The organism is Siccibacter colletis (assembly GCF_000696575.1).
GTDB lineage: Bacteria > Pseudomonadota > Gammaproteobacteria > Enterobacterales > Enterobacteriaceae > Siccibacter > Siccibacter colletis.
Genome location: NZ_JMSQ01000004.1, coordinates 24,327 through 50,857 on the forward strand (window position 1 = coordinate 24,327; position 26,531 = coordinate 50,857).

Genomic DNA, 26,531 nt, shown 5'->3' on the forward strand with positions numbered 1-26,531 from the left:
AATGATTGGCTTGGGTTAGATGAATCTTCTCGAAGAAGGTTAATTTTGCCACCACATTCAAATACTAACTTCTTGGGGAATGTTTATGTTACTGATTCTATTGGTGCCATATTTGAAGAAACCTCTGCTCGGGAAGGTGTAATTGAAAATGATGCCTTTAAAGACTTGGTTAATACTACCAAAAATATAGCAATGAAAATTGCTTCTCATGTTGCAACAATAAGAAATAAAAAAATAACGTCATCTCAACAGGGCTACGCACCAAATCTAAAAACCAAAGAAGACACAATACAAGATAAGATTAGCAAACTAAAAGAAAAACTAATTGTAAAAGAAGAGTACGAGAAAGAATCCTTAGTAGAAATAAATGATAATGTTACTTCAGACGTCTTAGATAATTCAGGATTTATAGAAGAAGATTTGACTGCACAACAATTGATCGCCGATCTCAATGATGTAACAACAACATTTATAGAATATGTTGATGAACGACTACTGTATAGAGTCCTGTCTTCACTTGGTCTTGCTATTTCTGAATTTACACATGAGATACAATTGTGTTTGTTGAACTTACAATTAACAAGTCAGAATTTGGAATTGCTATCTGAGGGAAACGCTGAATTGCAAAAGTCTGTATTTCAGTTTTCAGAAAATCTTTCTATGATGGTTGCTTATACCGATTTCTTCGATGGGACTATGCGTAGTAATTCTAATCGTGAAAAAAATAATTATGATTTAAGAAAATTAATTAAACGTTTTATTAAAGGGATGGAGCCTACTACAAAGAGACGTGGCTACAAGTTCAATGCGACCTTTGATAAATGGGGTGTTTGGACGAAAAAAATACATATCTCTGAAATAATGTCTGTTTTTATGAATTTGTTTACAAATGCTTGTAAGGCAATTGAGCGAAGTGGGAAGAAAGAAGGAATTATATCCATTAATGTGACTACAAATGAATCATTTCTAACTATTTTGTTCGAAGACAATGGAGATGGAATACCTAAAGATAAATGGGCTAAAGTATTCGAGCCACTTTATACTACAGCGATGCCAGCGAACTCATATGGCTCTGATAATGAATATAGTCGAGGGATGGGGCTTGGATTAGCTATCACTGAAGAAATAATCTCGGAAATGCAAGGTGAAATATCTATAATTGAGCCTTCGCCAGAGTATAAAACATGTATTAAAATTATTTTACCTTTAGCGGATGAATCGGAGTTATCAGAAGATGCCTATTAAATATCTTTATATAGATGATGAAAGAACGGAAGTATTGCTGCCCCTTATAAATCAAATCAGTGGGCACAATGTTAATGGGCTTGAGGTACATCATAAACAAGTCTACCCCACATCTGCGGATGTAGTTAGTGAATTAAAAAATAATGAATATAATGGATTGATTATTGATCAAAAGTTGTCAGCGATAAGTGACCAAGGTGTCAAGGCTGATTATTATGGTACAACTTTAGCCCAACAACTAAGAACAGAAATGGCTGTAGGTAATATCCTTCCTATACCTATGGTTTTGCTTTCTAATGAAAATGTTATTGTTGAAAGCTATATTCCTGATGATTCATCAAATGATCTATTTGATTTTGTAATTAAGAAACATGAGGTTGCGCAAGAGGAAAAAAGATTACGAGTGAGTAAAATGCTTCACTCTCTAATTCAAGCTTATGATAAAGCACGAGCAGTAAAAAAGGATATTGGTATAGACTTAAATGAGGAAGAATTATGCCGCCTTTTTAATTGCAATGCAGATCAAATTGACTATATGGATACAAGATTCTTAGATTTCATTAAATCTAAGGGAGGTGACACTCATAGTTTAGTAGCTTCAATATATTCATCTCTCATTCAATCAGCCGGAATGCTGGTTACAGAAGAAATGCTTCAGACTAAGCTTGGAATAAGTAAAAATTCTTCAGATTGGGATAGTGTTAAGCAACGGTTAAATGCGTATAAATATAATGGACCATTTTGTGATCTAAAAGAAAGATGGTGGTTTTCCGGAGTTGAAGATTGGTGGGATGAATTATGTCCAGAAAATGTATTGCAGAATTTAACGGTTAAGGAACGTGTTGGGATATTAATCGAAAAACTATCTTTATCCCATCTAAATCCTATAGAGCTTTCCTATTCGGATGGACAGCAAAGTGAATATTTATGGGTTAACTGTGTGTTGTCTGGAGTAGCTTTAGATCCTTATGACGCTTTGCGTGTGCGAGATCCTGAAGCAAAAGTATGGGAGCAACCAAAATATATCGACTTGCGAGCATTTTTAAATGATGATGATGAACATCCTCATTATAAAATCCATATAGATGATAAAGATAAAGTTAAAAAGCTTTTAGCGAGGCTGAAACCAAATGTTAACGAATGATCAAATAGTTGAAAACCTTGAGAGGGTGGGGAGTCTTCTGCTCCAAAAGAACATTATTACTGATGAAACGCCATTTAGAAATATTCGTAGGCAGTTTCAAAATGACTCTATGAAATACTCTATTCCTTGGATTGAATTTAAGAAAATAAAAGGTGAGTTTGTCCGGAGTGATATTTGGGATTCAGATCTTAGCGTGAAAGTAAATGCGGAAGTTCAAGTGCGTGAAGGATTTGAGTTCAATTCAGCTGTAAGAATGATTGTTAATATAGAATATACATGCTTGAGCCAGGATGGTGAGAAAGAATGTAAAGGGTGCTGGCATATGGATTACCACGTTGATGAAGGGGAACCGCAATATATGCACCCAGACTACCATTTACACCATGGTGGTCGGTATATTAATGGCCTTCATGATTATGGCGAAGTCATCATTCTCGATAATCCAAGAGTGATGCATCATCCACTTGATGTCTTTCTCGCTATTGATTTTGTCATATCAAATTTTTACCCTAAAAAAGAGTGGAGTAAAATAAGGGCCGATACACAATATAAAAAAATAATTAAAGATGCTCAGCGTGCTTGGTGGAAAGGTTACTACGAAAAAATATCTAACTATTGGGAGCATTGTGATCGTAATAACAAAGGTGAGATATCCAAAGCTGTTATTTGTGAGGCTCAAAAATTAAACCCTCATTTTATATGAAATATCGAGGAGGAATGGATGCCCTCCTCATTACCTTCAGTTCTTTATCTTTTATTACTAATAAATTGTCTCCAACTATCCTGCGCCACCTTAACCCCGCCCGCCAGCGCCCCATTCACCGCCACACCGACCCTCACTCCAGCCCACGTCATCGCACCCAGCCAGAACGTGGGTAACACCAGAAACATCGACCCCATCACCAGATTAATAATCACGTCATCCTGTGTATTCTTTATCCCTGCCAGATTCCAGCTACTGTGGGTATTGCTGCTGTAGAGTACATCCAGCAGCCAGATATCTAGCCACCGCGCCAGTTCCTACCAGAAGGTGAAGAAGAATAAGGCGAACTGCACAAACGTCAGCGTCATCACCACCTTCACGTCCCATGCCGAACAGAGCGTTATCAGCGCAATACAGATCACCAGCGCCATTTGCAACAGCGCCTGCACCATGGGCAGCACCTGGCGCACGCTGTCGAATGCCGGGAACGCCGCTATGCTGCCGAGGATATTCCCAGCGCTGGATGCCAGCCGGGCGGCGGTATTGGCGACGGTGCCATCGACATTGCCGCAATAACCGGAATAAACACGTCCGTTTTGTGATACCTGCATATTGCTTTCACTGACCAGCGAGCTCAACGCGGCCTCATCATATACAGCCTGTGACTGGCCGATCTTTTTAAATGCTGTCCAGATATCCGGGGCCGGGAGTTGCAGGAGCCGGGGTTTCAGCCCAACGGTGTCATCGGCCCACCACTGTTTACAGGAGGGATAGCCGCCTGCGCCCGTATCGGCCAGCCCGACATCGCGTGATGTGTTGTACGGCCACGCACTGTGCGGCGAAAGCGCATGGTCGGTATCGAAGTAACCAGCCGTGTTGAGAAAATACGATGATCTGACCTGCACCCAGTCTTAGATACAACGATTAGTTAGTAATGTCGGTTCGATCACCTTCTAATTTCTATTTCTCCAGCCCGCTGCAAACTCAGATGAAGTCTGGTAATTCAGCGACGAATTTGGAGGGTACTCGTTATAATCCTGCCGCCAGTCGTTAATGATTTTCCTGACGTGAGCAATATCGGTGAACCAGTCCTCATTCAGGCATTCCGTCGTGAAATCATCCACACAGGTAAGGCACTCGATCCTGCGATCGGTAGCAAATGCGCCCATGATGAAATCCATCGATCAGGTCAAATTGGGCGCCGTTGGGCGGAGCAGTGGCAGACGTTCCGTTATCAGCCCTTTACGACGTCGTCTGCGTTTCACACTCAGGTCATTAAGTTAAAACCGCTTGTGATTAACGCAAAGACCTTCACGCCGCCGAAGCTGCCAGATTACGCCGGTAACCAAAACGGCGGCGTTCAAGTGTCAGCGCAGTGATGCGTATAGCTGCTTGCTAGCAGCCGGACGCTAAACCAAATAATGGGAGGTTGAAAGGGGCAGACCTGCCAGCATGCGGGCATTGCGTCAGGAAAAAAATGTGGTGTCTGAAATAGCGCGCCTGCGGCAGAGTTCCCTGGCAGAAACCACTGCTTCGGCCTTGCGTAGGAAACTGATGATCTGTTTGTCGGAAACTTATTTCTTAAGTGAATACCCTCATGTTGTTAATGAAAACATTACTAACATCGGTGTTAATTTATCAATAGGGATAGAGCAATTTGTTTGTTTTTCAAGGAAAATGTTAGAAACATCTTCCACGGACATATATTTTGAATTTATGTCAGCATGATAAAATATAGAAATAATGATAAGTATCCAGTCCGCAAAATATTCATTCAAAGATCAAGCTCAACTTAAAAATGCCATTTATATATAAGTTACTCGTAGGCTATATTAACTACACATGACTATGCGCTACGATTTTTCAGGGATTTACAAAAGAAATAATTGGATCTACTATGCGTGTTTTAAGGAACAAGGGTAGCTTTCAAGGAAGAGGGTTATGTCAAAGCTTAAGGTGATTACCGTAGGTGATAAAACTACTACGGGCGGAATTGTAGAAAATGGAGCATCAACCGTATACTGCCATGGGAAATTGGTGGCACTTATCGGCTCAATGGCGTTTTGCCCTCAATGTAAAACTACAGGAATAATTAATAAGACCAGACCGTTCAATGTCTACGCTGAAGGAAAACTGGTTTGTCTGGAAAACGATGTTGTTGAATGTGCCTGCCCTTTAGGGACTAACAGGGTAACTGCTTCGCCAGATGCATTCGAGTTTATAGGGTATGAAAACGGATCTGTTGGAATGTCGATTAGTTCATTTGCAACAACCCAAGCCAGAATCACAGGTGATACTCACCCTGAGACTGCGGAATTTCAAGCACAGCGATTCTCTCCATTTAATAGTAAGTCAGAAAATTACACTAATATCTGCAAGCCAGAAGATAACGATCTTTTGAACGGTGTGTTTATATGGACCGAAACAAAGATCGCAGGTCATGCATTTATATCTGTTCATGAAAATAATTCGATTTATGTCTATACTTACGGTCGTTTCGGTAGACAAGGTTTCGCCACAATAACAGGCGATGGGATTTTGAATTTCCTTATTGGTGACGATGCACGGTTATACTATCGCGAAGAATTATATGGTGCTCAAGCCAGAGTATTTAGAATTATTGAACAACCGACTCAAAAGATTCGGCAAGTTCTTGAGTCGTGGTGGAACGCTGGGACTCACCCCGTCATAACCAAAGATATGGGAGAAAGAACCAGGCGTCGGGGTAGAGTGATAGACGTTTATGATCTCACAGGGTCTAACTGCACCACACACACGGTAAAAGCCATGAAAGCCGCTGGTTCTGATATTTTTAATGCAAGTTATACATCGACTACCACCCAAATTCATATATCAACAGATGAAGATTTTACAGTGCCGGTTTCTTTACAGAATCACCTGGCTAGGTTGAGTGCTGATATTTCTTCTATGAAAGTTATCGAAGTAACCGATCTCTTCAGAGTAGAATATCCAAATATTGAAGGTTTTAAGCCCGGTGCTCAATCAATTTTACAAAAAGGAGAAGAAGCCGCTGCTGGTAGCGCATCTACTATAGGTTCGTCTACAGGAATTTCTGGCGATGCAGTTGGCGGTTCATTCGGAGGATCTTATGAAGTTAACTAATAATACAAAGTTCTTTATCCGCTGGTTTATGATTTTGCTAGTGATCGGGGTTTACCTGGGTAAAATACTATTAATCGCTCTGGATTTTGGTGTCACAATAAAATACAAAGGGTCATTTTATGAGAAGAGTGTTTCAGCGGAAGCATGCAAAGCTATAGCCGAGTTGTACGAAGGGTATTTTGACCAGTTACTTGTTGTTTCTTTCAGCTGGGCATTAATTGCTATGGTGCTTATTCTCATTATTTTTAAAAAGGTCAGATGATTCACTTCTTTTTTAAAGGAAGGTTGATAAAGATGGTGAGGTGTTACTTCGTGTTGGGCCGGGGGTAAATGATTAAGCTATTGTTGACAGGATCCTTTTTAAAGGTGAAGAAGTGATTTTTAAATGCTTGTTAATCCGCAAGCTTTATCTTCCTGAAGAACATGAAATACCCAAGTGTGAACCAGATAGAAAGTGATTCAAAAAGCAAGTTGTTGACGTTATAGATCCTATCGGTCAGGAACTCTGTCGCTGGGGCTGCCCTTATGCTAATTCGTATCATTAGGTCAGGGGATAATGGCTGAAAGTTATTTTAAGGTCACACAATGGAAACTCTGCTAACTTTCTGATTTTATTCTCTGACTATATTATGCCGAAGTTCGGCTCAGCCCTTCGCACTCACCCCCTAAACACCTCCCGCCGATGCCACTCCACAAACGCCTCTTTTGGGTAGTTCTCTGCCGCTTTCGGTAGCTGAATTTCCTCCCCGGCAAAATCCCAGAACAGTTTCTGCACCATCCCGTTGCCGTTTACGCCTTCCGACACCACCACGCACATGTCGCAGTCCAGGCCAATCGCGCCGCGGTCGAATGCGTTGTGGTGGATCGAGCACAGCGCCAGTCCGTTCGGCACCTCGCAGGGGCCGTTAAACTGTTTCCAGCGGATATGCGCCGCTTCAAGTGCAATCGGGGCGTTGTCGTGGCGCATGTCGAAGCCGCAGATGGCGCAGCGGTAGTTGTAAGCGCGCAGCACGTTGAGGCGAAACGCCGGGTCGCGCTGTTTGAGGGATAACACGATGTCGAAGCCCAGCTCATCGGCGAGGGTTTGCTGGATGCCGACCGGGAAATGCTTTTCAAGGATTTGCGTTGCCAGCACGTCGATAACGGCGCTGTTCTCGTCGATCAACGCGAAATGTTCTGCGTCGAAGCCGCCAGCAACCCTGTACTCAATCAGTTCGCGTCTGGGTGGCTCTTTGCTGCCGGTGGTAGCGCAGCGCTCGGCGTTCTCCAGTTCCCAGAACCCGTCGCCGCGCAAGCGCCAGAACGGCATCGTCGGTTCATGCTGGCGGCGCGTCGGCCCATATCGTTCCAGAAGGCTCAATAGCGCATCGTGGATTTCGGTGCCGTAATCGAACAGTCTGCCGTGGCCCCGTTTATAGTGCGACAGCACGTAGAGCAGCAGCAAAGGCTTGTGCGGTGCGCGCTGGTCGCCCTTGCGCCAGATTTTCGGTTCAGACAGTTTTTTGCCAAGGGCGTCGAGCGTATCGGAAGTTGCCATGACGTCAGCATTCATCAGCTAAATAAATAAACTGCGATGATGCTCGCAAAGGCAGGCAGGATCAAGGCGTTAGCGTGCGGAGCGGGCAGGGACTGTGCGCTTCCTGGTACTCCTTCTTTCCATGTTTATATTTAATACTTCTGTCTCATTCCGCGAAATATATATTTGCTTCAGGCACTGAACTTCCTTTATATAACGGCTGTGTCTGTCAGGAATATAGAATTAAAACGAATTTTACCTTCAGGTAATTATTAACAATCAACTAGTGTAGCACGTAAATTTACGAGGCAGGGATGTTAAAGGCGACGGTAATATTTTCACAGGTGGTTGTCGGAATTTATCTGGCGGGGGACATAGCCAGGCAAAACCCTAAGTTCGACGCGTTTTTATCGCTGGTCGAAGATGGCTATCATAATCTGAATAACAGGATCAGAGAATCGCAGATACAGGAGGGCATGGGCTTGCTCAGAAAGCTAGCCGGAGTCTGCGCCTTTATCTTCTTCCTGCTGCTGATAACCGTGCCGCGTCTGAGCATGGACCCGGAGTGGTATAGCACAGTGTTTATTTACTGCTTTTTCGGCACTATTGCGGTCTGGGGCGGGCTGTCGTGGTATATGCAGCATACGAAAACGCTGGGCAATGCCGGCTGGGTGATTTTTCTGACTCTCGTCTCGCCGTTTGCGCTGGCGCTACTTGAAAAGCAAACGGGCATACCGGTTTTAGCGCCATTCCTGGGGCCGCTATTTTACCTGTTCGCAAAGCTGGGTTTTTCCATCGACCCGCTTCCTGGAACATGGGCGATGGCGTTTATTCTCTGTGGCTTTCTGATATTCGCGCTGGTTGTTCAGTATATTCTGACCTGGGCGATAGCAATTCCCGTGATGGCGCTCTCTGTCCTTACGGTCGTCGGTATCATTCAGTTCGCCAAGATAGTGAACGTTATCGCTCCAAAAAAAGCCTTTTCCGGGCTGATGATCGTCATCTTTATTTTATTGGGCGTAGTGCAGTACGTGTGGCTATAAAAATAACGGCGTGTTCTCCACGCCGTTACGCTAATTATTAATGCAGGCAGCAGTTCTTATATTTCTTCCCGCTGCCGCACGGGCACGGGTCGTTGCGGCCTGCTTTCGCTTCCACGGTGACGGGTTTCTGGCGCAGCGCGTCGGGTTCGTTCTCCAGCAGTTCCTGCCAGTAGCGCCAGAGCTGCAGCGCGGCCGGGCCGATGGCGGCCTGGCTCTCCGCATACGCTTCCGGCGTCATCTGCTCCAGCTGCGCCACGTTGTCTTCGCGGCCGTGCAGGGCGATGGCGTCCAGCGCCGGCTTCAGGCTTTCCGGCAGGGATGACCAGTCATCCAGCGCCACGCCGCGCATATAGCCGTAGCACCAGTCCTCGACCACCATGTACTCTTCGCCCTCTTCCTCGCGATAGCCGAACAGCGGCTCGAACTGCTCCGGTGCATCGTTCAGGCGGTCGGCGATGTCGTTCATGTGCTGGAAGGTGAGGTTCATGAAGCGCGTCATCTCGCGCTCGTTGGTCCAGCGCGGAATGTGCTTTTCGCCACCCCACAGCGCCATCAGCCACACGGCGGGTTCAATCTCGCGCGGGCCGGAGAGGATCGCCGTCAGCATGCCGTCCAGCTCAGAGACATCCAGCACGGATGCATCGTGGCCGTATTTCGCGAGCAGCTCATCGAGCCATTCGAGTTCTTTTTCGTTCAGGGGTCCCTGGTTCATACGATGGCCTCCTCAGGCATAGTGACCCTTATCCGGCATTCAGCCCGGTAAGCGGTATCGTAAGGTGGAGATGTGTTTGTCGGCGGCGTGGAGAGCGGCACGCAGGTTCTGGCGCAATCCGTTGCCGGGTGGATGCGCCAAGTTTATCATAGCGGGATGGAGGATGATTCCCTTTATCGGCACGATTAACGTATCACGGAAATTTACACTATTATCAGGCACTATAATCTGTCGCAGATTTATATTATTTTGCTCAGGCTATTAATATTAGTCGTGCCGTTGGGTCTGATAATTTTACGCGACGGTAACCGCAAGGCGTTAATTAATATTTTTACGCTGATCCTTAACGCCATAATCTGATTGTAATTCAGTGATATTGCGGTTATGAAATACGCCGCCCTATGATGGTGCTCTCCACTCTGGCAGGCGCAACGCGGGATAATATTTCCCGTGAACAATAACGCCTGCGTAAAACCGGGGCGTTATCATGAGGCTATTACGCGGCGACTATGCTTTGCGGCATATCGATGATATTTATCTGGACGATATGGCTTATATTCTGGACCCGAATGTCGCGGCCCGGGAGTTCTCCCGCTATATCAAGGATCAGCGCCAGCGGGAAGCCTGGCCCCATGCCTCCTTTAATATGCCGATGCTGCGCTGGCCCGGTATCAACGGTGGCTCATCCTGGGAATTTCTTAATTCCATCAGGAATGGTCGGCAGGTGCTGGTCAGAAACGCGTTCTCAGGGCAGGAGTTGCAGGGCGTGTTTGCGGGTAAGGATAAGCTCAAAGCGGATTTGCCACTGGCGCTGCGCCATCGCCTCGGCAGCGTCATTGCCAGTCAGCTTAAAAGACCGCTGATGTCAGTCCGTCCCGTGGCAGATGCGCCCGTGGCTACTTATAACGATAACCTGTGCCGCCCGGCGGATAATCCGCTCGCTAACGGCGTATTCGTCTGGACGGAAGTGATGGGGGCGGGGCATGTCTTTGTCTCGGTTCATCAGAATAACGTAGCGCACGTATATACCTATGGGCGCTACGGGCAGACCGCCTGCATGGGGTTAACCGGAGACGGGGTGCTGAATTATCTGGTGGGGGAAAGCGCGCGCGATAATTACCGGGATGAGCTTTATCGTAAACAGGCCAGAGTATTTTTAATCGCCGATGCGGATATCGTAAAAACCCGGCTTTTTTTCGAGACGGCATGGGCGGCAGGTAAAAAGGTAGGGCCGCTTCCCGAGGATAAAAACGTTACCCAGGAAAGGGGGCGCATTATTGATGGGTATGACGTTACCGGCAGTAACTGCGCAACCCACTCCCAGCAGGGTATAAGCGCGGCGGGCTCAATGGTATTTACTACCGAGGTTATGCTGCGCGAGATTGATCCCGTAGGCCTGGCCGAACAGGATTTTACTATTCCCACCTCTGTTCAGCGCTGGCTGCTGCGTAAAGCCCGGAGCGTTAAGTTTATGAACGTGGTTGACGTAACGGATGACTTTAAAAGGGTATATCCGAACATTGAAAGCCTGACGGTGAATAAATATAAACCTCGCGCTATCGTCGAAAAAGCGATGTCGGAAAGCCTCTCTGCCATCGGTGCGCCGGTGGGGTATTCAGGTAAAACCGTGGATGGCGTTCTCGGAGGTATCTGTGACGCTGAATAGCTCATACCGCCGCTGGGGATGTGCTATTGGTATCAATACCCTCTATTATGCTGCGCTGGTCATTGCGTGGCAGGAATACAGCGCAGCCGAAAACGAAATAAAGCGTTCGCTCAGCGCAGGCCTGGTGAATATTGAAGCGGGAACGGGAGCGCTTGATACGCTTTTTTATGTTCACGACAACGTATTTATGGTGAGTTTCTTTGGCTACATCACTGCGTTTTCACTGATTGCCGTTATCTATAAGCTGTTCCCGACGTCAAAACAAAAACGAGAATGCCCGGAAAGCCAGTGCGTTATTTTTGCGCGGCGTTTTCTTATCGTGCTCATTGCCACGGCATATTTACTCTGTGTTCTGTTTTTAGAGATGGGATTCGCTCTGACTGCCGATGTGGATAAAGGTGTGGCTTTTACGAGTGAGATCGATCGTGTGGTTATTATGAGAGCCTTCAATGGTATGGCAGAAATAATGGTTGTAATGATTCAGGTCGCCGCATATGGTTATCTTGTTTCCTTTCTCTTATTTGTGCTGCTGATAAAAAAGTTGCGCGCCGCGGATAGATAATCTGGAGGTACGTATTGCGAAATAAATCCACTCTGCGCTGGCGCTACGCGCTTGGCATTTCAGCTGTATATTACGCAGCGCTTGCCGTTGCCTGGGCAGGATATACCCGTGTTCACCAGCATTACGTGGAGCATATCTCCACGCCACTAGGCGGTATCGAAAGTTGTGCGAGTGCCATTGACGAATTGGGGATCTGGTATACGTACTTCCTGATGCTGGGTATATTCGGCTACCCGCTGGCTTTAATACTGACGGGCATCGTCTATAAATTGATTCGCTAGCCCTCCAGGTTAAAAAAATAAGGAAGCGATCTACCCGTGCGCATATTATTAAGTGGCATCATTATCCTGCTTTATTATCTCAGCATTGGTATTGCTGTGCTTTCTTCTGGCACTACGGATAAATACCTTGACTGGTGGTATGACATCGACGGCGCTATTACACCATCCTGCCTGCGCGCAATCGAAGAGATCGCGTATGTTGACGGTACGACTTTTCTCTTTATCAGCGTCGGTTATCTAATTTCTTTTTTGCTTTTCGTTCTGGCGTTCAAATTTACCGCTTAGTGTGTTGATGAAAACGTTCGTTTGTATTCATTAAATCAATAATAAATAAGCGGTTGCGATAAATAAAAAGCGGCGTAGTATTTTTGGCTCCAGTTCTCATTTCACAAGGTCGTGAGCGATGGCAGAAATAACACTCCCCTGTACGTTATTTGAAACGCAGAGATGGATGGTAATGGGGTTACGCCGTTGAAGCTTAAACTTAAGGTCGCAATAGCGTTTATGATTATTACGCTATCAACACTATTCGTATATCGGCTTGTTCTGCTAATGAAACCTGTGAATGTTGTTTACGTCAGGAGTCAGCAGAGCACAAGCGATATCGTGGTTGATAATTTCCCGTTTACTGAATCCGGACGCCTGGCCTGGTGGAAGGAAAATAAAAAGATGTTAGAAGAGAAATTCGCCATTCCTGCTATAGAAAAAACGGGCGGAGCATGGTCAATCACATTCTGGAATTATGGTGAAGGCTTCAAACAATATACGGATGACGGTGGTTATTTTTTGAATCCTTTTTATAAAGAGCTTTACTGCTTTGATGACATAGCAGATGCCAAAAAATGTATTGATAAAGATGTTGCTATGATAGTTTCACGAACGTCAACGGGAAAGATTTTATTTACATTAGAATCGGGATATTACTGCCTCAATAGTCAAAGCGAAATTATTAAGGCTCAGGGGTATTCATGTCCCGCAGGTTGAAATTATCGATAGTGTATATGGGCCTGGCAAGTTTACTCGTCACTGCACACCGTTAATTGTATGATTTTATATGGCTTGTATCTGTGCTGCGTTAACATAAATGGAGTTCTTATGCGTGGTTCATTTAAATTCGCCGCTATTTTTGTGTCATTATTGGTTGTGATTTTAGCGCTCTGTTTTTATTTCAGAAAAACAACCATCATAGACATATTCACTCACCAGGATATCAGCGATTTTGTCGTGTCCGGTTTTCCGCTAACATCGCAAGGTAAAATAAACTGGTGGTCCGGGCATCAACAAGAATTAAAAGTACGCTATAAAGCCCCCCATGTGGATCAAACTTATGGAACATGGACGATACGTTTCTGGGATATCGGAAGTGGCTATCAGGCTTTACAAGCGCGTAACGATAATTTGTTCGATTTCTCTGAGAATGAGCAATTCTGCTTTTCAGAGATTAAATACGAAAACCGCTGCGTGAACAAACCTGTCTTATTAGAGGTAAGTCGCTCAATGGACGGTATCGTCACGCTCACTGCTGGGGATAATTATTATCGCCAGCAGGCTAATGGCGAAATTATCGCATCCAGCGCTCCGTAGCTTCTGAAGACTCAGGTATGGCTTACAGGTCGTCAGGATCATCTCTCTGGAAATGCTGTCATGCCCGCCGCCATCCCGTGAAAAACACGGCGCGACGGCGGGTCTGACCCATCACATACCCGCTCCCAGCCACCCCGGCAGCTGCGACAGCAGATAGAGCACCAGTCCGATGGTACCGCCGACCAGCGTCCCGTTGATGCGGATAAACTGCAGATCCTTGCCGATATTAAGCTCGATCTGCTGCGACATCTCTTTGGCATCCCAGCTTTTTACCGTATCGCTGATGTGGCGCGTCAGGAACGCCGCGAATTCCGGCGCGACGTTGCGTGCAGCCTGCTCCAGATGTTCATTGAACGACGCACGCAGCGCGGCGTCGGCCACCAGGGTTTCGCCAAACCACTGGCCGGCTTCGGCGATGCGCAGCCGGATGCGGGAATCCTCCGACTGCATATCGGCCTTCAGCCAGCGGCGCAGGTCGCCCCACAGCTCGCTGAGATAGCGGTTAAACGCCTCGTCATCTTTCAGGTACGACTTAATGTCATCGGCTTTCTGCGCCATCTCCGGGTCGGTTTTCAGGCGTTCGATAAACGTCAGCGTGGCGCTGTCAAACGCCTGCCGCAACTGGTGACGCTGGTCGTGAGTAATATCTTCCAGCAGGGAATTCACCGCGTTCGACACCATCTCCGCGCTGTGTTCGCCCAGCCATTCGGTTGGCAGCACCATCGACTTGCGCGGATGTTCGGTATGCAGCCAGTGAACAATCTGACGGGCGATGAAATCCCGGGTGCTTTCGCGTTGCAGCAGGCCGGTCAGCTTCGCGATTAGCGCGTCCAGTAACGCCTGATGACGGTTGTTTTTGGTCATACTTTCCAGCATCAGCGCGCTGGTGCCGGTAAGGTCCACTTTGTCGATTGCCTTATGGACGGCGCGTTTGAGCAGCAGCTGAATGCGGCTGTCGTCGGTAAGGTCGAGAAAGCCGCCGATGACCTGCAGCAGGTGCTGCCCCACGCGCTGAGCGTTCTCCGATTTACTGAACCAGACGCCGATCATCTGCGCCGGCTCGTGGCGACGAATAAGCGCAATCAGCGACGGGGTATCGAGAAACTTCTCCTGCACGAAGCGCCCGAGGTTATCGCCGATACGATCTTTGTTGCGCGGAATAATCGCGGTATGACGGGCGATAAGCGGGATCGGCACCCGGCGAAACAGCGCCACGACCGCAAACCAGTCGGCCAGCGCTCCGACCATCGCCGCTTCGGCAATCGCCTTTACGCCGCCCACCCAGACGTTCGGCGGCAGAAACAGGGTGGTGACAAAGGTCGCCGCGGCCAACAGCAGGAGCGACAGCGCAATACGCTTCGCGCGTTTGAGTTCGTTTATTTTTTCCATGAGGTAAGGATATAACCCATACCGGGAAGGCGGTAGGGTAAAAGTCCTGCTGTGAAAAATACGCGGCCGAAAAGCCCTGACAGCAGGCTTTTCGCCGCGTAAGACGCTAATCAATTTTTATAAAAGGGCAGGCGGTCTGTACCAGCTGGATCTGTTCATTTGAGATATCGAAGCGTCGGAACCCGGAGAACTGCGTCTGGGAAATGGGGTTACCGGTATCGATTTCATAGCCGAATTTGACGCCCTGCTTATACAGCGTTTTCTTGTCGGGATTAATGATGTAGACACAAAACCAGGTGTGCAGGATCCCTCTGTTCGCATGACTGAGTTCAGTCGGAATATCATTGATCGTGCCGTGCTCTGAACCCGAAAAATAAAGCGATGAGAGCGATCCTGGTGCGGCGTGATTATCGATATTCCATCTGCCGGGATAATTAGTACCCACCTGCGTGGCGGGGTAGATTAACTGGCACATCGGCAAGCCCAAATCATTGCTCAGGCGATAAGTCATCCCAAACTGAATATCATGTGACTCGTTATCGTGGCGGGTGCGTAGCGAATAATCGATGGTGAAACGGTCAACGGTAATGGTTGGCATAAGCGATCCTCTTGTTAAATAACCTCAGCATTAATGACGAAGCCGAATACGGCCGGGCTTCGTCAGTCAATGAAGAATAAGGTTCAGGTGCCCGTTAACCAGGGGGATCGCTTCCCCTGAATGAACGCAGGGTGATGCTTTACCCTGCGCAAAAGCGCACTACCTTTCCCGTCATCAGCCCAGGTCTTTTCACCTGAAGGTGCCGCCTTTTCGCATTCCTTGCGCTTTACGCCCCTCGTTTCTTGATGCTTACCCTGATAAGTATTAGTTTAGCCGCCCTGATCAAGGGGGACGTATGACCGAAGACGAATTGTTTGCCCGCCGCCCGCTGGGGATGCGCATGGCGATGGTAGTGCGGCAGTGGCGCGCGGTGATTGACCACGCCATTACCGATACCGGCCTGACGCAGTCGAGCTGGACGGTGCTGATGCAGCTTCATCAGCTGGGAGACAACGTGTCGGTCAGCGAGCTGGCGGAGGTGCAGGGCATTGAGCTGCCGCCGCTGATGCGCACCCTGAACTGCCTTGAAGCGCACGGTTACCTGGTGCGCAGCGTGTCGCCCTATGACAAGCGCATTCGCCTGCTGGCGCTCACGCCGGACGGACAAGCCGTGCTTGAGACGCTGAATCAGGTGATCCAGACCTGGCAACAGCGCCTGACAGAAAATATTCCTGCCGAACAACTGGACGTGTTCAGCGCCACCCTGAACCAACTCGCCTGCAATTTGCGGAGCTTCCGCGCAGAAGATAATAAGACTGAATAAAAAAATGATGACCCCTGAACAAAAGTTTGCCCGCTGGGTAAGGGTGAGCATTGGCAGTTTTCTGCTGATGTTCGTCTACTTTATCGTTGCGGATATCTGGATCCCGCTGACCCCGGACGCCACGGTGCTGCGCGTGGTAACGCCGGTGTCCGCCCGCGTCTCCGGCTACGTGGCGCGCGTGCACGTGCACAACAACAGCCAGGTGAAGCAGGGCGACCTCCTGTTTGAGCTGGACGACACGCCGTTCGTCAATAAAGTCGAGGCGGCGCGCATTGCGTTGCATCAGGCACAGCTTTCCAACGACCAGCTGGATGCCCAGCTTGCGGCCGCGCGCGCTAATCTGAAAACGGCGCAGCTTACCGCCCGTAACGATAAGGTGACCTTCGACCGCTACCAGCGGCTGAGCGCCATGCAGAACGTGTCGCAGCAGGATCTGGACAAGGTGCGCACCACCTGGCAGACCAGCGAGCAGGCCGTGCACAACATTGAGGCCAGCATCAGCGAACTGACGATTGCCCGCGGTGAACGCGACGACAGCCGCAACGTGACGCTGCAAAAGTACCGTAACGCGCTGGAAGAGGCGCAGCTCAATCTCGGCTGGACCAAAATCCGCGCCGAAGCCGATGGCACGGTGAGTAATGTCCAGCTCAGTCCCGGCTGGTATGCGTCGGCAGGCTCCGCCGCGCTGGCGCTGGTAAATGACAAAACCGATATCGTGGCCGATTTTCGTGAGAAAAGCCTGCGCCATACCGTAGCCGGAACCGACGCCGCGGTGGTGTTCGATGCCCTGCCGGGGCAGGTGTTCCACGCTCACGTAACCAGCAGCGATGCCGGTATCCTCGCCGGGCAGGAAGCGGTGGATGGTCAGCTCTCCCAGCCGGAAGAGTCCAACCGCTGGGTACGCGACGCTCAGCGGATGCGCATTCACGTGGCGCTCGACCAGCCGCTGCCGAAAACCCTGCCGACCGGGGCGCGGGCCACGGTGCAGCTCTATAACAGCGAAGGGCCGTTCGCGAGCTTCTTCTCCGGGCTGCAAATTCACCTGGTCAGCCTGCTGCACTATGTTTATTAAGCGCGCCTCAGACCGCACCATCACCACGCTGGCACAGGTGTTTACGCCGCACGACAACGTGGTGTTCACCGCCAACGACTTCCGCCAGACGCTGCGCATCGTGTTTGGCGGCATGATTGCGCTCAGCATCTCCAGCTTCTACAACACCCAGTACGGGGTGTTTTACGTGGTCTATCCGCTGATGCTGCTGTCCCTGGTGCCGGTGTTTAACCGCCATGTGGCGAAGCAGTTCATCTTCAGCGCGGCGATCAACTGCGTGGAGATGGTGTTTATCATCGGCTTCCTTTCGCAGTGGCCGGTGATCATGACGCTGGTGGTGTTCGCCCTTTACGTAATGCGCTTTCGCTTTATGAGCCAGGGGCCGCTGTTCCTGTTCGGCTCGATGGGCGTGGTGTGCCAGACCACCATGCTCAACTTTATGAGCTATCCGGCCAACGACTGGCACGTGCTGCTGTTTTCCAATATCGAAGGCAGCATCATGGCGGTGTGCCTCAGCGCGCTGATGAACTACCTGCTGCCCGACGTTGAGCCGCGGGTGCGCCCGCCGGTGATTGAGAAAGACGCCGCCCGGGTGCGTCACGAGTCGCTGCTCTCCGGCAGCGTGGCGACGATGGTGTTTGTGGTGTTCCAGGTGTGCAACCTCAGCGATTCGCTGTCGGCGCTGATGGCCGCGGTGCTGACGCTGTTCCCGATGCACTACCGCGGCGCGGTGCTCAGTTCGCTGTGGCGCGTGGTGGGCGTGACGCTCGGCTGCCTGTACATTCTGGTGGTGCAGCTGCTGCTCTATAACCACAGCAGCCATATGCTGTTGATGATGCCGCTGATTGGTCTGGGGCTGGGGTTTGGCGCGCGTCTGCACGTGATGGAGAAGGTCGGGGCGGGAGTCGGGTTTGCCAGCGTGACCACCATCGGTATTATGTTCGGCCAGAACCTGCACCCGGAGCAGGACCTGGTGTTCAGCGATCTCTACCGCATCGTCTCGGTCTCCACCTCGCTGCTGCTGACGTTGACCATGGTGTTTCTGGTGCATCTGATCCTGAATCGCTTTGCGGCGACACGCTATATCGTCAACGGGTAATCCTCTCTGCCGGTTCGCCGACCGGCGGAGAATATATTCTTCCTGTACCAGGTATTAATGATTAATTTCCCTGCGCGATAACTCGCGGCGGTAATTATCAACTGCGAAGCATTAATGTTCTGTTATTTAATTTATTCAAACTTGTATATAAACAATAACGCTAAGGTTATGGCTAAAAGTAAGGCGCGACGTAATAACTGTCTTTTTTATCAGCAATTTTCCCCGCCGCGTAGGGTGCGAGGATAGCTCGCAGGCCGCGCCGGCACTGGCGTGGCAGCAATAACCCCGCGATAGCGCGAACACTTTTTCAGCGCTCACTTTCCCCGCAGAAAATAACCCTTCCCATATAAAGTTTTCTTATGGCAGGCCGACAACCTTGGTATCTGTCGTATAGAGAATGAGAAACTATGTTAAATCGTATAAAAATTGTCACCAGCTTACTTATTGTGCTGGCCGTATTTGGCATTTTACAAATGGCGTCCGGAGGCTTGTTCTTCAACGCTATTAAGAATGACAAAGAAAACTTCACCGTTTTACAAACCATCCGTGAGCAGCAGTCCACGCTCAACGGCAGCTGGGTTGGCCTGTTGCAAACCCGTAACACCCTGAACCGCGCCGGGATCCGCTACATGATGGATCAGACCGGTATTGGCAGCGGGGCCACCGTTCAGGATCTGATGCAGACTGCCAGCGGCATGCTGAAACAGGCTGAAACCCAGTGGGCGGCCTATGAAGCCCTGCCGCGCGACCCGCGTCAGAGTGAAGAAGCGGCGCGCGAAATCAAGCGCAACTACGACATCTACCACGGCGCGCTGGCCGAGCTGATCCAGCTGCTGGGCGCGGGCAAAATCAACGAGTTCTTCGACCAGCCGACCCAGAGCTACCAGGACGGTTTTGAGAAAGCCTACACCAGCTACCTCTCTCAGAACGACAGCCTGTATCAGGTGGCGGTAGACGGCAGCAACAGCTCCTACAACCTCGCCATCTGGATCCTGATCGGCGTGCTGGCGGTGGTGTTGGCGGTGATCGTGGCGGTATGGTTCGGTATTCAGAGCGCGCTGATCTCCCCGCTTAATCGTCTGCTCGACAGCATTCGCCACATCGCCAGCGGCGACCTGGTGCGTGGTATCGACGTGCACGGCACCAACGAGATGGGCAAACTGGCCGACGGCCTGCGCCACATGCAGGGCGAGCTGGTCAGCACTGTCAGCGACGTACGCAGCGGCGCCGATGCTATCTACAGCGGCGCGAGCGAAATCTCTGCCGGTAACAACGATCTCTCCTCCCGCACCGAGCAGCAGGCGGCCTCGCTGGAAGAGACCGCAGCCAGCATGGAAGAGCTGACCGCGACCGTGAAGCAGAACGCCGAAAACGCCCGTCAGGCGAGCCAGCTGGCGCTGAGCGCTTCTGAGACCGCGCAGAAAGGCGGTAAAGTGGTGGATAACGTGGTGCAGACCATGCGCGACATCGCCGGCAGTTCGCAGAAAATCGCCGACATCACCAGCGTAATCGACGGCATTGCCTTCCAGACCAACATCCTGGCGCTGAACGCTGCGGTAGAAGCCGCTCGTGCCGGTGAACAGGGCCGTGGTTTTGCGGTGGTGGCAGGTGAAGTTCGTAACCTGGCCCAGCGCAGCGCCCAGGCAGCCAAAGAGATCAAAGGCCTGATCGACGACTCCGTCAGCAAGGTGGACGTAGGGTCGACCCTGGTAGAAAGCGCCGGTGAAACCATGGGCGAAATCGTTAATGCGGTCACCCGCGTGACCGACATCATGGGCGAAATCGCCTCGGCGTCCGATGAGCAGAGCCGCGGTATCGACCAGGTGGGTCTGGCAGTGTCCGAAATGGACCGCGTCACCCAGCAGAACGCCTCGCTGGTGGAAGAGTCCGCAGCAGCGGCAGCGGCGCTGGAAGAGCAGGCGAGCCGCCTGACCCAGTCCGTGGCGGTATTCCGCATTAAGCAGGATGCCCGTCAGGATGTGCGCACCTTCAGCGCACCGAAAGCTCCTTCGGCACCGGCCACCCGTAAACCGGTGGTTGCCGACAGCGGTGAGAACTGGGAAACCTTCTGAGGTTTGCCTCGATGACCAAAGGGTGGCGCGAGCCGCCCTTTTTTTATGCGTGGGTGTGTGGCAGGTAGGTGCTGAGAAGGCCAGTTATCGTAGGGCGGGTAAGCTCGCGCACCCGCCGCTGCGGCTTTCCGAAGGTGGGTGCGCTACGCTTACCCACCCTACATGCTGGGTGCTGACCGGCGTGCGTTTAGATATCGTAGGGCGGGTAAGCCTGCGCACCCGCCATCATGACTACCCCTGTGCCCAGACGCGCGGGCCGTTGATCTCCTGGTTGCCGGTCTTCGCCGTCAGGGCGGCGCTGACGGCCTGGCCTGCGCCCTCCTGAACTCCCTCCTTCACGCCCTGTTTCAGCCCTTCGCGCACGCCAGCGGTGATCGCCGCACGTCCTGCCGTAGCGGCCACGCCGGCTGCGCCAACGCCGGGGATAAGGATGCTGAGGCCGGTTGCCACATAGCCGAGAATATCCAGCAGCTTAAAGATGCCGCCGCCTTTCTCTTTTTTCTGGTCCGGCTGGGTTTCCTGTCCTGCTGCCATATCCTCCTGAGCGCTCATCTCAAGCGGCGTGGTCGGGGCATTTGCCAGCTGCGGTGGCGGGGCGACCTGGCCTGAGCCTTTGCGGATAAAGGCATCGAGATCGCCCTTGCCGATATTGCGATCGTTGGCCTTGTTAAAGAAGTTGCCGCCCGCGCCGTGCTTGCCGTTGTCCAGCATCGAGAACAGCATTGAGTTCGGCTGGCTGAGCAGGTTGGCGGCATCGCGTACCTCCTGGCTGTTCTTCGGATCGTTGGCGATATCCGCGAGCTTGCCGGGCTTGATACCGCCGCCCTTGAAGAAGATGTCCTTGTTATTCTGAATGGTTTCCAGCGCCTTATTCTCCTGCGGCGACAGCTGCACGTTCTGTGCCGCCAGGTCACACAGGCGGTCGCGGGACACGGAGGCACTGGGATCGTTTTTCCCGGTGAATTTTTGCCATTCACCGGGGTTATTCGTGAAATACTTTGCCGCGGCGGCGACCTGCGGCGGGCACTTGCCCATATCCTGGGAGCCATCGGCAATCTTCTGCAGGGTTTCCAGATTGACCTTTTTCGGCAGGCTTTCCGAGTAGAGATAGAGCTCGCGCATGGCGTCATTGCCCGACATTTCCCGGGCCGGAGAGCCGGGTCTGGCATCCGACGGCACGTAGTCATGGGTATAGGTTTCGGCTTTCGCATCGGCGTACTGCCGCATCGCCGGAAGTTCCTGCCAGGCGCGAATGTCTTTGGAACTGATCTTGCCGTCGGTTTTGCCGTTTTTCGCCGGGTCGATGGCAGCGAACATCTCCGGATTTTTCACCAGCGCATCCAGGGCTTTTCGGGCGTCGCTGGGCGTGGCAGGGTCATCGCGTAGCTTCTCAATACCTTCCCGATCCAGCGGCTTCTTCAGCAGGTTTTCGTTGCGGCCGAGCGTAGAAACCACCTCTTCAAACGGCATCTCGCCTGGCGCGGCCTGCGGCGTAGTGGCCTGGGGCTGCGGCTGGGCTGATTCAGACGGGCCGTTCAGGCCACTCAGCAGGCTGGTAATCAGGCCGGCAAACAGCTGATCGAGCGGCGGTGTGTTGTTGCCCGGCATGGTCGGGGTCTGCATCTTCCCCGGTGCCAGCGGCATCATGGCTGACAGCGGGTTGCTCCCCGTGCTTTTGGCATCGGGCAGGCGTGCGGCCGGATCCCCTTTGCCGGGCAGACCGGCATCGCGGGGGGCGGTAAAGGTGGATGGTGAAAAACCAGAAAGGCGCATCGGTGACCCTCCTCGTGGATGAAGATCCTTGTGTGGACGAGGAGGGGAAAAAGTTCCATCGCCCCTCTCCCGCTAAGAGAGGGAAGGGCGTTATCCGTTGCGGGCCACTACTTTGATATCCACCATGCCGATACCCAGCTGGCGCGGGGCGTGCCCGAGAATGTTGCCCTCGTTTGTCATCTGCGGGTCCGGCGGCGTGATGGTCAGAGTGTTGCTGCGCGTCGGATTATCGAAGTGCAGGATGGTGGTCGTGACCTCATCCGAGAGCGTCAGCGTCTGCTCGCTTTTACCGACCCGCACCGGGACAGGTTTACCGGCATTCGGGCCATAGGCTTTGGCGGTGATCACCAGATCGAACTTCTCCGGCAGCGGCGTGCGGTATTCAATTTTCACTTCGTCGCCAAGCTGGGCGTTGGACCAGCGGCCCCAGGATTCCGGACGCGAAATGCCGCTGAACTGCTTCACCTCTTCCGGCGCGCCGGCCACGTTGAACACGAAGCTGTCGGCTTTGTAGCGTATGTCGTTATCCACGACTTTCAGGGCATCGACGTTGTGCTGATAGCGAGCGGTATCGATAACGCTCTGGGTAAACGCGGCGTTGCCACGCCAGCGGGCGCTATCCACGCGCTGCACCTGCTGCTTACCGCCAAGCTGACCCTGGGCGACGCACCAGTCGGTAGAGAGTGACAGCTCGGGCTGCCACAGGCGCGCCATTTTGTAGCAGGCGTCGATCCAGATAAAGCGGTCGCGCGGGGCGAAATCCGCCAGCTGGAAACGCAGCGGTGCGGAGTATTCGCTCTCCGGCAGCGGCTCGACGCGGGTTTCAGATACCCGCAGCAGCAGCGGCAGGCGGAAACGGGTGTCGGAGAAGGCGATCATTTTCTTGTCGGTATCAACGGTGAACGCGTCGATATGGGTCGGGAATTTCCACAGGCGGATAATGTCCGGTTTCCAGGCCAGCACCTTCTCTTTCATGTTGAGAAACACCTCAGAGAGCGACTGCCCGGAGAGGCTGCTGCGCCCGAGGCCGATGAAGTTATCACCGCCGAGCATATCCAGCACCGTCGCGCCGTTGTCCATAGTGTTGCGCTTCACCGCCACCAGATCATGCTGCGGCTGGTCACCGCGCAGCACGAAGAACAGGTTGTTGCGATCCTGCTTCGTCAGGTATTTCCACGCGGTGTTGTTCATCGCCAGATGATCCGAAGAGACCACGATCACCGTGTCTTTAAACCACGGCGAGGCTTTGATTTTCTCGATCAGCGCCGCGATGTGCTCCTGGCTACAGGTCACCGCGCTGAATGACTGGTTCGGCTTATCGTCGATGCTGTAGCTTTTGCGTTTACAGGTGCGGGAGATAAAACCGTCCGGGTGGTGGGTGTCTACCGTCAGGGTAAACAGCGAGAAGCGTTTCCCTTCTGAAGAGAGCTTCTGGTAGGTTTTCCACACTTCGTCCAGCACCGTGTCATCGTAGAAACCCCAGTCGTTGCGGTAAGCCGGGTCGGCGACCACGCTTTTCAGCTCCTCGGCACCGTACAGGTGGTCGAAGCCGTGAGATTTCAGGAACACGTCTTTCCCGGCGAAGCGCAGGTTCGCTCCCTGCATAAAGTAGTTTTCGTAGCCGGAGTTCTTGAGGATATCGCCCAGGCAGACGTTCTGCGGGAAGAAGCTGGATACCGAGGCCGAGGCGTTGCCTTCGAACGGGGCGAACAGCGGAATGCCGCACTGGGAGGCCACCATGCCGGCGATGGTGTAATCGGTGCCGGGCAGCTGGGCGGTATGGCTGAAATCGATGCCGCTGTTTTTCAGCGCCCCCAGTTCCGGGGCCAGCTGCGGGAAGGCGGCATCGTCAAAATACGTACGCTCCAGGCTTTCGGCGTAGATGTAGACCAGGTTGAGCTTCGGGTTCTCAATGGTTGCGCGCGGCTCTTTATACCAGGCGCTGAAATCGGGATCGCCGTCCCGGGTCTGGGATTTCACCAGGTCGGTAATCTGCTGAAACGCCGGGCTGGCATCCACAGAGGCCAGCGCCAGTACCAGGGCCAGCACGCTGTAGCCATAGTGGCCGGGGTGATGCCGACGGCGGCGCAGTATCCACGCCAGAGCGCCAAACACGGCGACCAGCGCCACGGCAATGCCGGCACCGGGAAGCAGGTATTTACTGATGCCAGCGCCGGTCAGGCTGCTGGTCAGGGTATAGAGCACGGCATCGGTGATGCCTTCACCGGTGAAATAGTTACTGGCGTAGAGGGTGATATTTAAAATGACGCACAGGCCCAGCACCAGCAGCGTGGCGATGAACCAGAAAGTATTACGGCCTGCTTTAAAGGCATATATCGCCACCGAAGCGATAAACAGCGTAAACGAAAGCAACTCTGACAACGCCTGATCCTCTCAGTAAACAGGCTGCGCCTGCCGGGATGCGTTTTATGTGCGCGTACTGTAATGGCACTGCCACAACCCTGCAATTCTAGTGTCATCAAAGTGTGTTTTCGTTCAGAATTAGTTTATTAATGTGATTATTTGACCCTGGTCGCATCATCTCTGCCTTAATTCAGCGCTGTAAACCTTACAAAAACGCTTACTTCAATCCGCTCATGGTGGTTAATACTGCTTTTTTACAGCGCGCAATGTAAAGATTGCTGAATTTAAACAAAAATATTTTTACCTTTCATGATTTAACTTATGTATCTGAACGCGATAATATATCCTGGTAACTCGCTTACACAGCGCGGGATTACCGAACTATCGATGCGTTAACCCCCCACCATCCATTAAAAGAAAAGATCATGATCGTATATGTATTTGGTTTTATCGTGCTCTTTGCGTTCGCTATTTTTTGTTTCGTTATGCACAGAAAAGAGAGCAATAAGCGACGTCTGCACAGTAATCGCCAGCGTTATCGTCTGGGTAAAAAATCTGCCTGAATGGGATGAAGGGTAGAGGTAGCAGAAGCGTGGCGGCCTCAGGGCCGCCATTTTACTAAGAGATGAAGCTAAGGCTCTGATTCAGAATGACATCGCAGGCTTTGAGCTTAATTTTTTTGCCGATGCCCGAGTTGCTCAGGGTATTCAGATTAATTTGTTGGCCGTTGCGGGTGTTCAGCAATCCGGTTAACCCTTCCAGATAACCCGGTTTTTCACTCTGCTCCTGCGGAGTGCTCAGGCCAAGCTTGTCCAGCAGCTGATTTCTGACGTTCTCCGGGTCGGTCGCGATCAGCAGCTTCTGCTTCACGCAGTACTCAAACACGCCTGCCACGTTAGGCATCGAGCCTGCGGCCAGCGCCTGGGTGCCGCCCGTCAGCAGGCTGGTCAGCGATCCGGCGTCCTGCTGGGTTCCATTACCCTGACTCAGCTGCGTTGCCGCTGCGGAGAGTTGATCCTGCCAGCTGGCAGCCTGCGCGCCCGGAGCGATAATCGCAGCGGCCAGCGCCACAGCGGTAAGGTGTCGTGCTATCGCCGTCATGGTGATCCTCAGTAAATTTTGTCGCGGTAGCTGTCCCAGTCGAAGATCAGATTCAGGCTCTTGCCGAGCTTCATTCGATCCATCACCCGTTCCCCCAGCTGACGATACATCCCGGCTTCGTCGAGGTTGGTCAGCATTCCGGTCGGACGGCGGGATGAGGTGCGACGATCAACGATCTGGTTGATCACCACTTTTTCGTAGCGCGATTCGTTCTGCACGCCGATCTCGTCGATCACCAGCAGATCGACGCGGCTGAGATCGTCCAGCAGGCGCTCTTCGGTCTTTACCGTATCGCTGTTATTAAAGGTTTCACGCATCGCCGACATGATGTCCGCTACCGAAATAATCAGCACCGTTTTGTTGCGGCGCAGCAGTTCATTGCAGATGGCGGCGGCAAGATGGTTTTTGCCGGTGCCCGGCTTACCGGAAAAAATAAAACCGGCCATCGTCTTACCAAAGTCCACGGCGTAGAGGCGCGCTTTCTCACGCACGATTTTCTGCTGCGTGGTGGTGGCGACATAGTTTTCGAACGAGCAGTCGCGATGCAGCTCGCGGATGCCGGAGCGGCCAAACTGGCGCTCCATTTTTCTGGCTATGTTTTCCCGCTCAAGCGACAGGGCATGTTTGCGACCCTCTTCCTGCTGCCAGGCCATCCACTCTTCGCTCGATTTAAACGCCGGCTCTATGCCTTCCGGCACCAGGCGTTTAAGACGGGACATGATATCTGCGGGCTGTTTCATCG

Annotated in this window: 25 protein-coding genes and 2 pseudogenes; 17 read left to right on the top strand and 10 right to left on the bottom strand. The window is 51.5% G+C overall.

Annotation, left to right across the window (positions count from 1 at the left end; translation table 11 throughout):
* Window positions 1-45 precede the first annotated feature (45 nt).
* The 3 genes from ET34_RS22285 to ET34_RS0103505 are packed head-to-tail and all read left to right on the top strand — an operon-like array spanning window position 46 to window position 3,092.
* Complete coding sequence (locus ET34_RS22285; protein ID WP_152548341.1) at window positions 46-1,245, top strand: sensor histidine kinase; 1,200 nt, start codon at window positions 46-48, stop codon at window positions 1,243-1,245.
* Window positions 1,235-2,389: a hypothetical protein gene (locus ET34_RS0103500; RefSeq protein WP_031519504.1), complete on the top strand. Its 1,155-nt coding sequence runs from the start codon at window positions 1,235-1,237 to the stop codon at window positions 2,387-2,389. Before ET34_RS22285 ends, ET34_RS0103500 begins: the two co-directional genes overlap by 11 nt.
* Complete coding sequence (locus ET34_RS0103505) at window positions 2,376-3,092, top strand: hypothetical protein (protein WP_031519506.1); 717 nt, start codon at window positions 2,376-2,378, stop codon at window positions 3,090-3,092. Before ET34_RS0103500 ends, ET34_RS0103505 begins: the two co-directional genes overlap by 14 nt.
* Window positions 3,093-3,136: 44 nt before the next feature.
* On the opposite strand, the pseudogene ET34_RS21500 reads toward ET34_RS0103505, so the two are convergent.
* Both ET34_RS21500 and ET34_RS20825 read right to left on the bottom strand, forming a co-directional pair.
* Window positions 3,137-3,988 (bottom strand): annotated as a pseudogene (locus ET34_RS21500) (conjugal transfer protein TraG N-terminal domain-containing protein); the annotation flags it as partial.
* A 28-nt stretch (window positions 3,989-4,016) separates the two neighbouring features.
* Window positions 4,017-4,651: pseudogene (locus ET34_RS20825) on the bottom strand (integrase core domain-containing protein).
* Between ET34_RS20825 and ET34_RS22750 the strand changes: the two are divergent.
* From ET34_RS22750 to ET34_RS0103520, 3 genes are all read left to right on the top strand, one after another.
* Entirely contained in the window at window positions 4,545-4,820 is a 276-nt protein-coding gene (locus ET34_RS22750) for a hypothetical protein (RefSeq protein ID WP_201770419.1), read from the top strand. The pseudogene ET34_RS20825 and the gene ET34_RS22750 overlap by 107 nt on opposite strands.
* Window positions 4,821-5,033: 213 nt before the next feature.
* The gene (locus ET34_RS21505) at window positions 5,034-6,215 is read left to right on the top strand and encodes a PAAR domain-containing protein (RefSeq protein WP_072001953.1); all 1,182 of its coding nucleotides are present in this window, start codon (window positions 5,034-5,036) and stop codon (window positions 6,213-6,215) included.
* Entirely contained in the window at window positions 6,202-6,477 is a 276-nt protein-coding gene (locus tag ET34_RS0103520; protein WP_072001954.1) for a hypothetical protein, read from the top strand. Before ET34_RS21505 ends, ET34_RS0103520 begins: the two co-directional genes overlap by 14 nt.
* Before the next feature lie 396 nt (window positions 6,478-6,873).
* On the opposite strand, the gene ET34_RS0103530 is transcribed toward ET34_RS0103520, so the two are convergent.
* Window positions 6,874-7,752: a phosphorothioated DNA-binding restriction endonuclease gene (locus ET34_RS0103530; RefSeq protein WP_031519510.1), complete on the bottom strand. Its 879-nt coding sequence runs from the start codon at window positions 7,750-7,752 to the stop codon at window positions 6,874-6,876.
* Between the two features lie 293 nt (window positions 7,753-8,045).
* Between ET34_RS0103530 and ET34_RS0103535 the strand changes: the two genes are divergently transcribed.
* The gene (locus ET34_RS0103535) at window positions 8,046-8,774 is read left to right on the top strand and encodes a hypothetical protein (protein WP_031519512.1); all 729 of its coding nucleotides are present in this window, start codon (window positions 8,046-8,048) and stop codon (window positions 8,772-8,774) included.
* 37 nt (window positions 8,775-8,811) lie between these two features.
* Here ET34_RS0103535 and ET34_RS0103540 read toward each other — a convergent pair whose 3' ends face one another.
* Window positions 8,812-9,486, bottom strand: coding sequence for a YecA/YgfB family protein (locus ET34_RS0103540; RefSeq protein WP_031519513.1), 675 nt, complete (start codon window positions 9,484-9,486; stop codon window positions 8,812-8,814).
* Window positions 9,487-9,973: 487 nt separating this feature from the next.
* On the opposite strand from ET34_RS0103540, the gene ET34_RS0103545 reads away from it, so the two are divergent.
* The 6 genes from ET34_RS0103545 to ET34_RS21220 all read left to right on the top strand — a co-directional run bounded on the left by ET34_RS0103545 (window position 9,974) and on the right by ET34_RS21220 (window position 13,579).
* Window positions 9,974-11,152: a hypothetical protein gene (locus ET34_RS0103545; protein ID WP_051640458.1), complete on the top strand. Its 1,179-nt coding sequence runs from the start codon at window positions 9,974-9,976 to the stop codon at window positions 11,150-11,152.
* Window positions 11,139-11,714, top strand: a complete 576-nt coding sequence (locus ET34_RS0103550) for a hypothetical protein (RefSeq protein ID WP_152548342.1) — start codon at window positions 11,139-11,141, stop codon at window positions 11,712-11,714. Before ET34_RS0103545 ends, ET34_RS0103550 begins: the two co-directional genes overlap by 14 nt.
* Before the next feature lie 14 nt (window positions 11,715-11,728).
* Window positions 11,729-11,995, top strand: a complete 267-nt coding sequence (locus ET34_RS0103555; RefSeq protein ID WP_031519518.1) for a hypothetical protein — start codon at window positions 11,729-11,731, stop codon at window positions 11,993-11,995.
* Between the two features lie 36 nt (window positions 11,996-12,031).
* Entirely contained in the window at window positions 12,032-12,280 is a 249-nt protein-coding gene (locus ET34_RS0103560; protein WP_031519520.1) for a hypothetical protein, read from the top strand.
* 162 nt (window positions 12,281-12,442) lie between these two features.
* Window positions 12,443-12,979, top strand: a complete 537-nt coding sequence (locus ET34_RS0103565; protein WP_031519522.1) for a DUF943 family protein — start codon at window positions 12,443-12,445, stop codon at window positions 12,977-12,979.
* Window positions 12,980-13,090: 111 nt separating this feature from the next.
* Complete coding sequence (locus ET34_RS21220; protein ID WP_051640459.1) at window positions 13,091-13,579, top strand: DUF943 family protein; 489 nt, start codon at window positions 13,091-13,093, stop codon at window positions 13,577-13,579.
* A 111-nt stretch (window positions 13,580-13,690) separates the two neighbouring features.
* Here the strand turns inward: ET34_RS21220 and ET34_RS0103575 are convergent, their stop codons facing one another.
* Window positions 13,691-14,968 (bottom strand): DUF445 domain-containing protein, encoded by a 1,278-nt coding sequence (locus ET34_RS0103575; RefSeq protein ID WP_031519526.1) that lies wholly within the window; start codon window positions 14,966-14,968, stop codon window positions 13,691-13,693.
* 106 nt (window positions 14,969-15,074) lie between these two features.
* On the bottom strand, window positions 15,075-15,566 hold the full coding sequence (locus ET34_RS0103580) for a hypothetical protein (protein ID WP_031519527.1): 492 nt from the start codon (window positions 15,564-15,566) through the stop codon (window positions 15,075-15,077).
* A 295-nt stretch (window positions 15,567-15,861) separates the two neighbouring features.
* Here ET34_RS0103580 and ET34_RS0103585 point away from each other — a divergent pair, with 295 nt between their 5' ends.
* The 4 genes from ET34_RS0103585 to tsr all read left to right on the top strand — a co-directional run bounded on the left by ET34_RS0103585 (window position 15,862) and on the right by tsr (window position 20,551).
* Entirely contained in the window at window positions 15,862-16,329 is a 468-nt protein-coding gene (locus tag ET34_RS0103585) for a MarR family winged helix-turn-helix transcriptional regulator (RefSeq protein ID WP_031519529.1), read from the top strand.
* A gap of 4 nt (window positions 16,330-16,333) precedes the next feature.
* Window positions 16,334-17,401 (top strand): HlyD family secretion protein, encoded by a 1,068-nt coding sequence (locus ET34_RS0103590; protein ID WP_031519531.1) that lies wholly within the window; start codon window positions 16,334-16,336, stop codon window positions 17,399-17,401.
* On the top strand, window positions 17,391-18,479 hold the full coding sequence (locus ET34_RS0103595) for a DUF2955 domain-containing protein (protein WP_031519532.1): 1,089 nt from the start codon (window positions 17,391-17,393) through the stop codon (window positions 18,477-18,479). The genes ET34_RS0103590 and ET34_RS0103595 overlap by 11 nt, the downstream gene beginning before the upstream one ends.
* 407 nt (window positions 18,480-18,886) lie before the next feature.
* Window positions 18,887-20,551, top strand: a complete 1,665-nt coding sequence (gene tsr, locus ET34_RS0103600; RefSeq protein ID WP_031519534.1) for a methyl-accepting chemotaxis protein — start codon at window positions 18,887-18,889, stop codon at window positions 20,549-20,551.
* A 231-nt stretch (window positions 20,552-20,782) separates the two neighbouring features.
* On the opposite strand, the gene ET34_RS0103605 is transcribed toward tsr, so the two are convergent.
* From ET34_RS0103605 to dnaC, 4 genes are all read right to left on the bottom strand, one after another.
* Entirely contained in the window at window positions 20,783-22,324 is a 1,542-nt protein-coding gene (locus tag ET34_RS0103605; RefSeq protein WP_236633812.1) for an HrpF/NolX family T3SS translocon protein, read from the bottom strand.
* Between the two features lie 90 nt (window positions 22,325-22,414).
* Window positions 22,415-24,706: a phosphatidylglycerol--membrane-oligosaccharide glycerophosphotransferase gene (gene opgB / locus ET34_RS0103610; RefSeq protein ID WP_031519538.1), complete on the bottom strand. Its 2,292-nt coding sequence runs from the start codon at window positions 24,704-24,706 to the stop codon at window positions 22,415-22,417.
* A 600-nt stretch (window positions 24,707-25,306) separates the two neighbouring features.
* The gene (locus ET34_RS0103620) at window positions 25,307-25,789 is read right to left on the bottom strand and encodes a YjjA family protein (RefSeq protein WP_051640460.1); all 483 of its coding nucleotides are present in this window, start codon (window positions 25,787-25,789) and stop codon (window positions 25,307-25,309) included.
* A gap of 8 nt (window positions 25,790-25,797) precedes the next feature.
* Entirely contained in the window at window positions 25,798-26,529 is a 732-nt protein-coding gene (dnaC, locus tag ET34_RS0103625) for a DNA replication protein DnaC (protein WP_031519541.1), read from the bottom strand.
* Window positions 26,530-26,531: the final 2 nt, after the last annotated feature.

Bases quoted from the DNA above. Each gene is read 5' to 3' on its own strand.
- ET34_RS0103500 (WP_031519504.1), top strand. From the start codon at position 1,235: ATGCCTATTAAATATCTTTATATAGATGATGAAAGAACGGAAGTATTG.
- ET34_RS0103505 (WP_031519506.1), top strand. From the start codon at position 2,376: ATGTTAACGAATGATCAAATAGTTGAAAACCTTGAGAGGGTGGGGAGT.
- ET34_RS22750 (WP_201770419.1), top strand. From the start codon at position 4,545: ATGCGGGCATTGCGTCAGGAAAAAAATGTGGTGTCTGAAATAGCGCGC.
- ET34_RS21505 (WP_072001953.1), top strand. From the start codon at position 5,034: ATGTCAAAGCTTAAGGTGATTACCGTAGGTGATAAAACTACTACGGGC.
- ET34_RS0103520 (WP_072001954.1), top strand. From the start codon at position 6,202: ATGAAGTTAACTAATAATACAAAGTTCTTTATCCGCTGGTTTATGATT.
- ET34_RS0103530 (WP_031519510.1), bottom strand. From the start codon at position 7,752: ATGGCAACTTCCGATACGCTCGACGCCCTTGGCAAAAAACTGTCTGAA.
- ET34_RS0103535 (WP_031519512.1), top strand. From the start codon at position 8,046: ATGTTAAAGGCGACGGTAATATTTTCACAGGTGGTTGTCGGAATTTAT.
- ET34_RS0103540 (WP_031519513.1), bottom strand. From the start codon at position 9,486: ATGAACCAGGGACCCCTGAACGAAAAAGAACTCGAATGGCTCGATGAG.
- ET34_RS0103545 (WP_051640458.1), top strand. From the start codon at position 9,974: ATGAGGCTATTACGCGGCGACTATGCTTTGCGGCATATCGATGATATT.
- ET34_RS0103565 (WP_031519522.1), top strand. From the start codon at position 12,443: ATGGATGGTAATGGGGTTACGCCGTTGAAGCTTAAACTTAAGGTCGCA.
- ET34_RS21220 (WP_051640459.1), top strand. From the start codon at position 13,091: ATGCGTGGTTCATTTAAATTCGCCGCTATTTTTGTGTCATTATTGGTT.
- ET34_RS0103575 (WP_031519526.1), bottom strand. From the start codon at position 14,968: ATGGAAAAAATAAACGAACTCAAACGCGCGAAGCGTATTGCGCTGTCG.
- ET34_RS0103580 (WP_031519527.1), bottom strand. From the start codon at position 15,566: ATGCCAACCATTACCGTTGACCGTTTCACCATCGATTATTCGCTACGC.
- ET34_RS0103585 (WP_031519529.1), top strand. From the start codon at position 15,862: ATGACCGAAGACGAATTGTTTGCCCGCCGCCCGCTGGGGATGCGCATG.
- ET34_RS0103590 (WP_031519531.1), top strand. From the start codon at position 16,334: ATGATGACCCCTGAACAAAAGTTTGCCCGCTGGGTAAGGGTGAGCATT.
- ET34_RS0103595 (WP_031519532.1), top strand. From the start codon at position 17,391: ATGTTTATTAAGCGCGCCTCAGACCGCACCATCACCACGCTGGCACAG.
- tsr (WP_031519534.1), top strand. From the start codon at position 18,887: ATGTTAAATCGTATAAAAATTGTCACCAGCTTACTTATTGTGCTGGCC.
- ET34_RS0103605 (WP_236633812.1), bottom strand. From the start codon at position 22,324: ATGCGCCTTTCTGGTTTTTCACCATCCACCTTTACCGCCCCCCGCGAT.
- ET34_RS0103620 (WP_051640460.1), bottom strand. From the start codon at position 25,789: ATGACGGCGATAGCACGACACCTTACCGCTGTGGCGCTGGCCGCTGCG.
- dnaC (WP_031519541.1), bottom strand. From the start codon at position 26,529: ATGAAACAGCCCGCAGATATCATGTCCCGTCTTAAACGCCTGGTGCCG.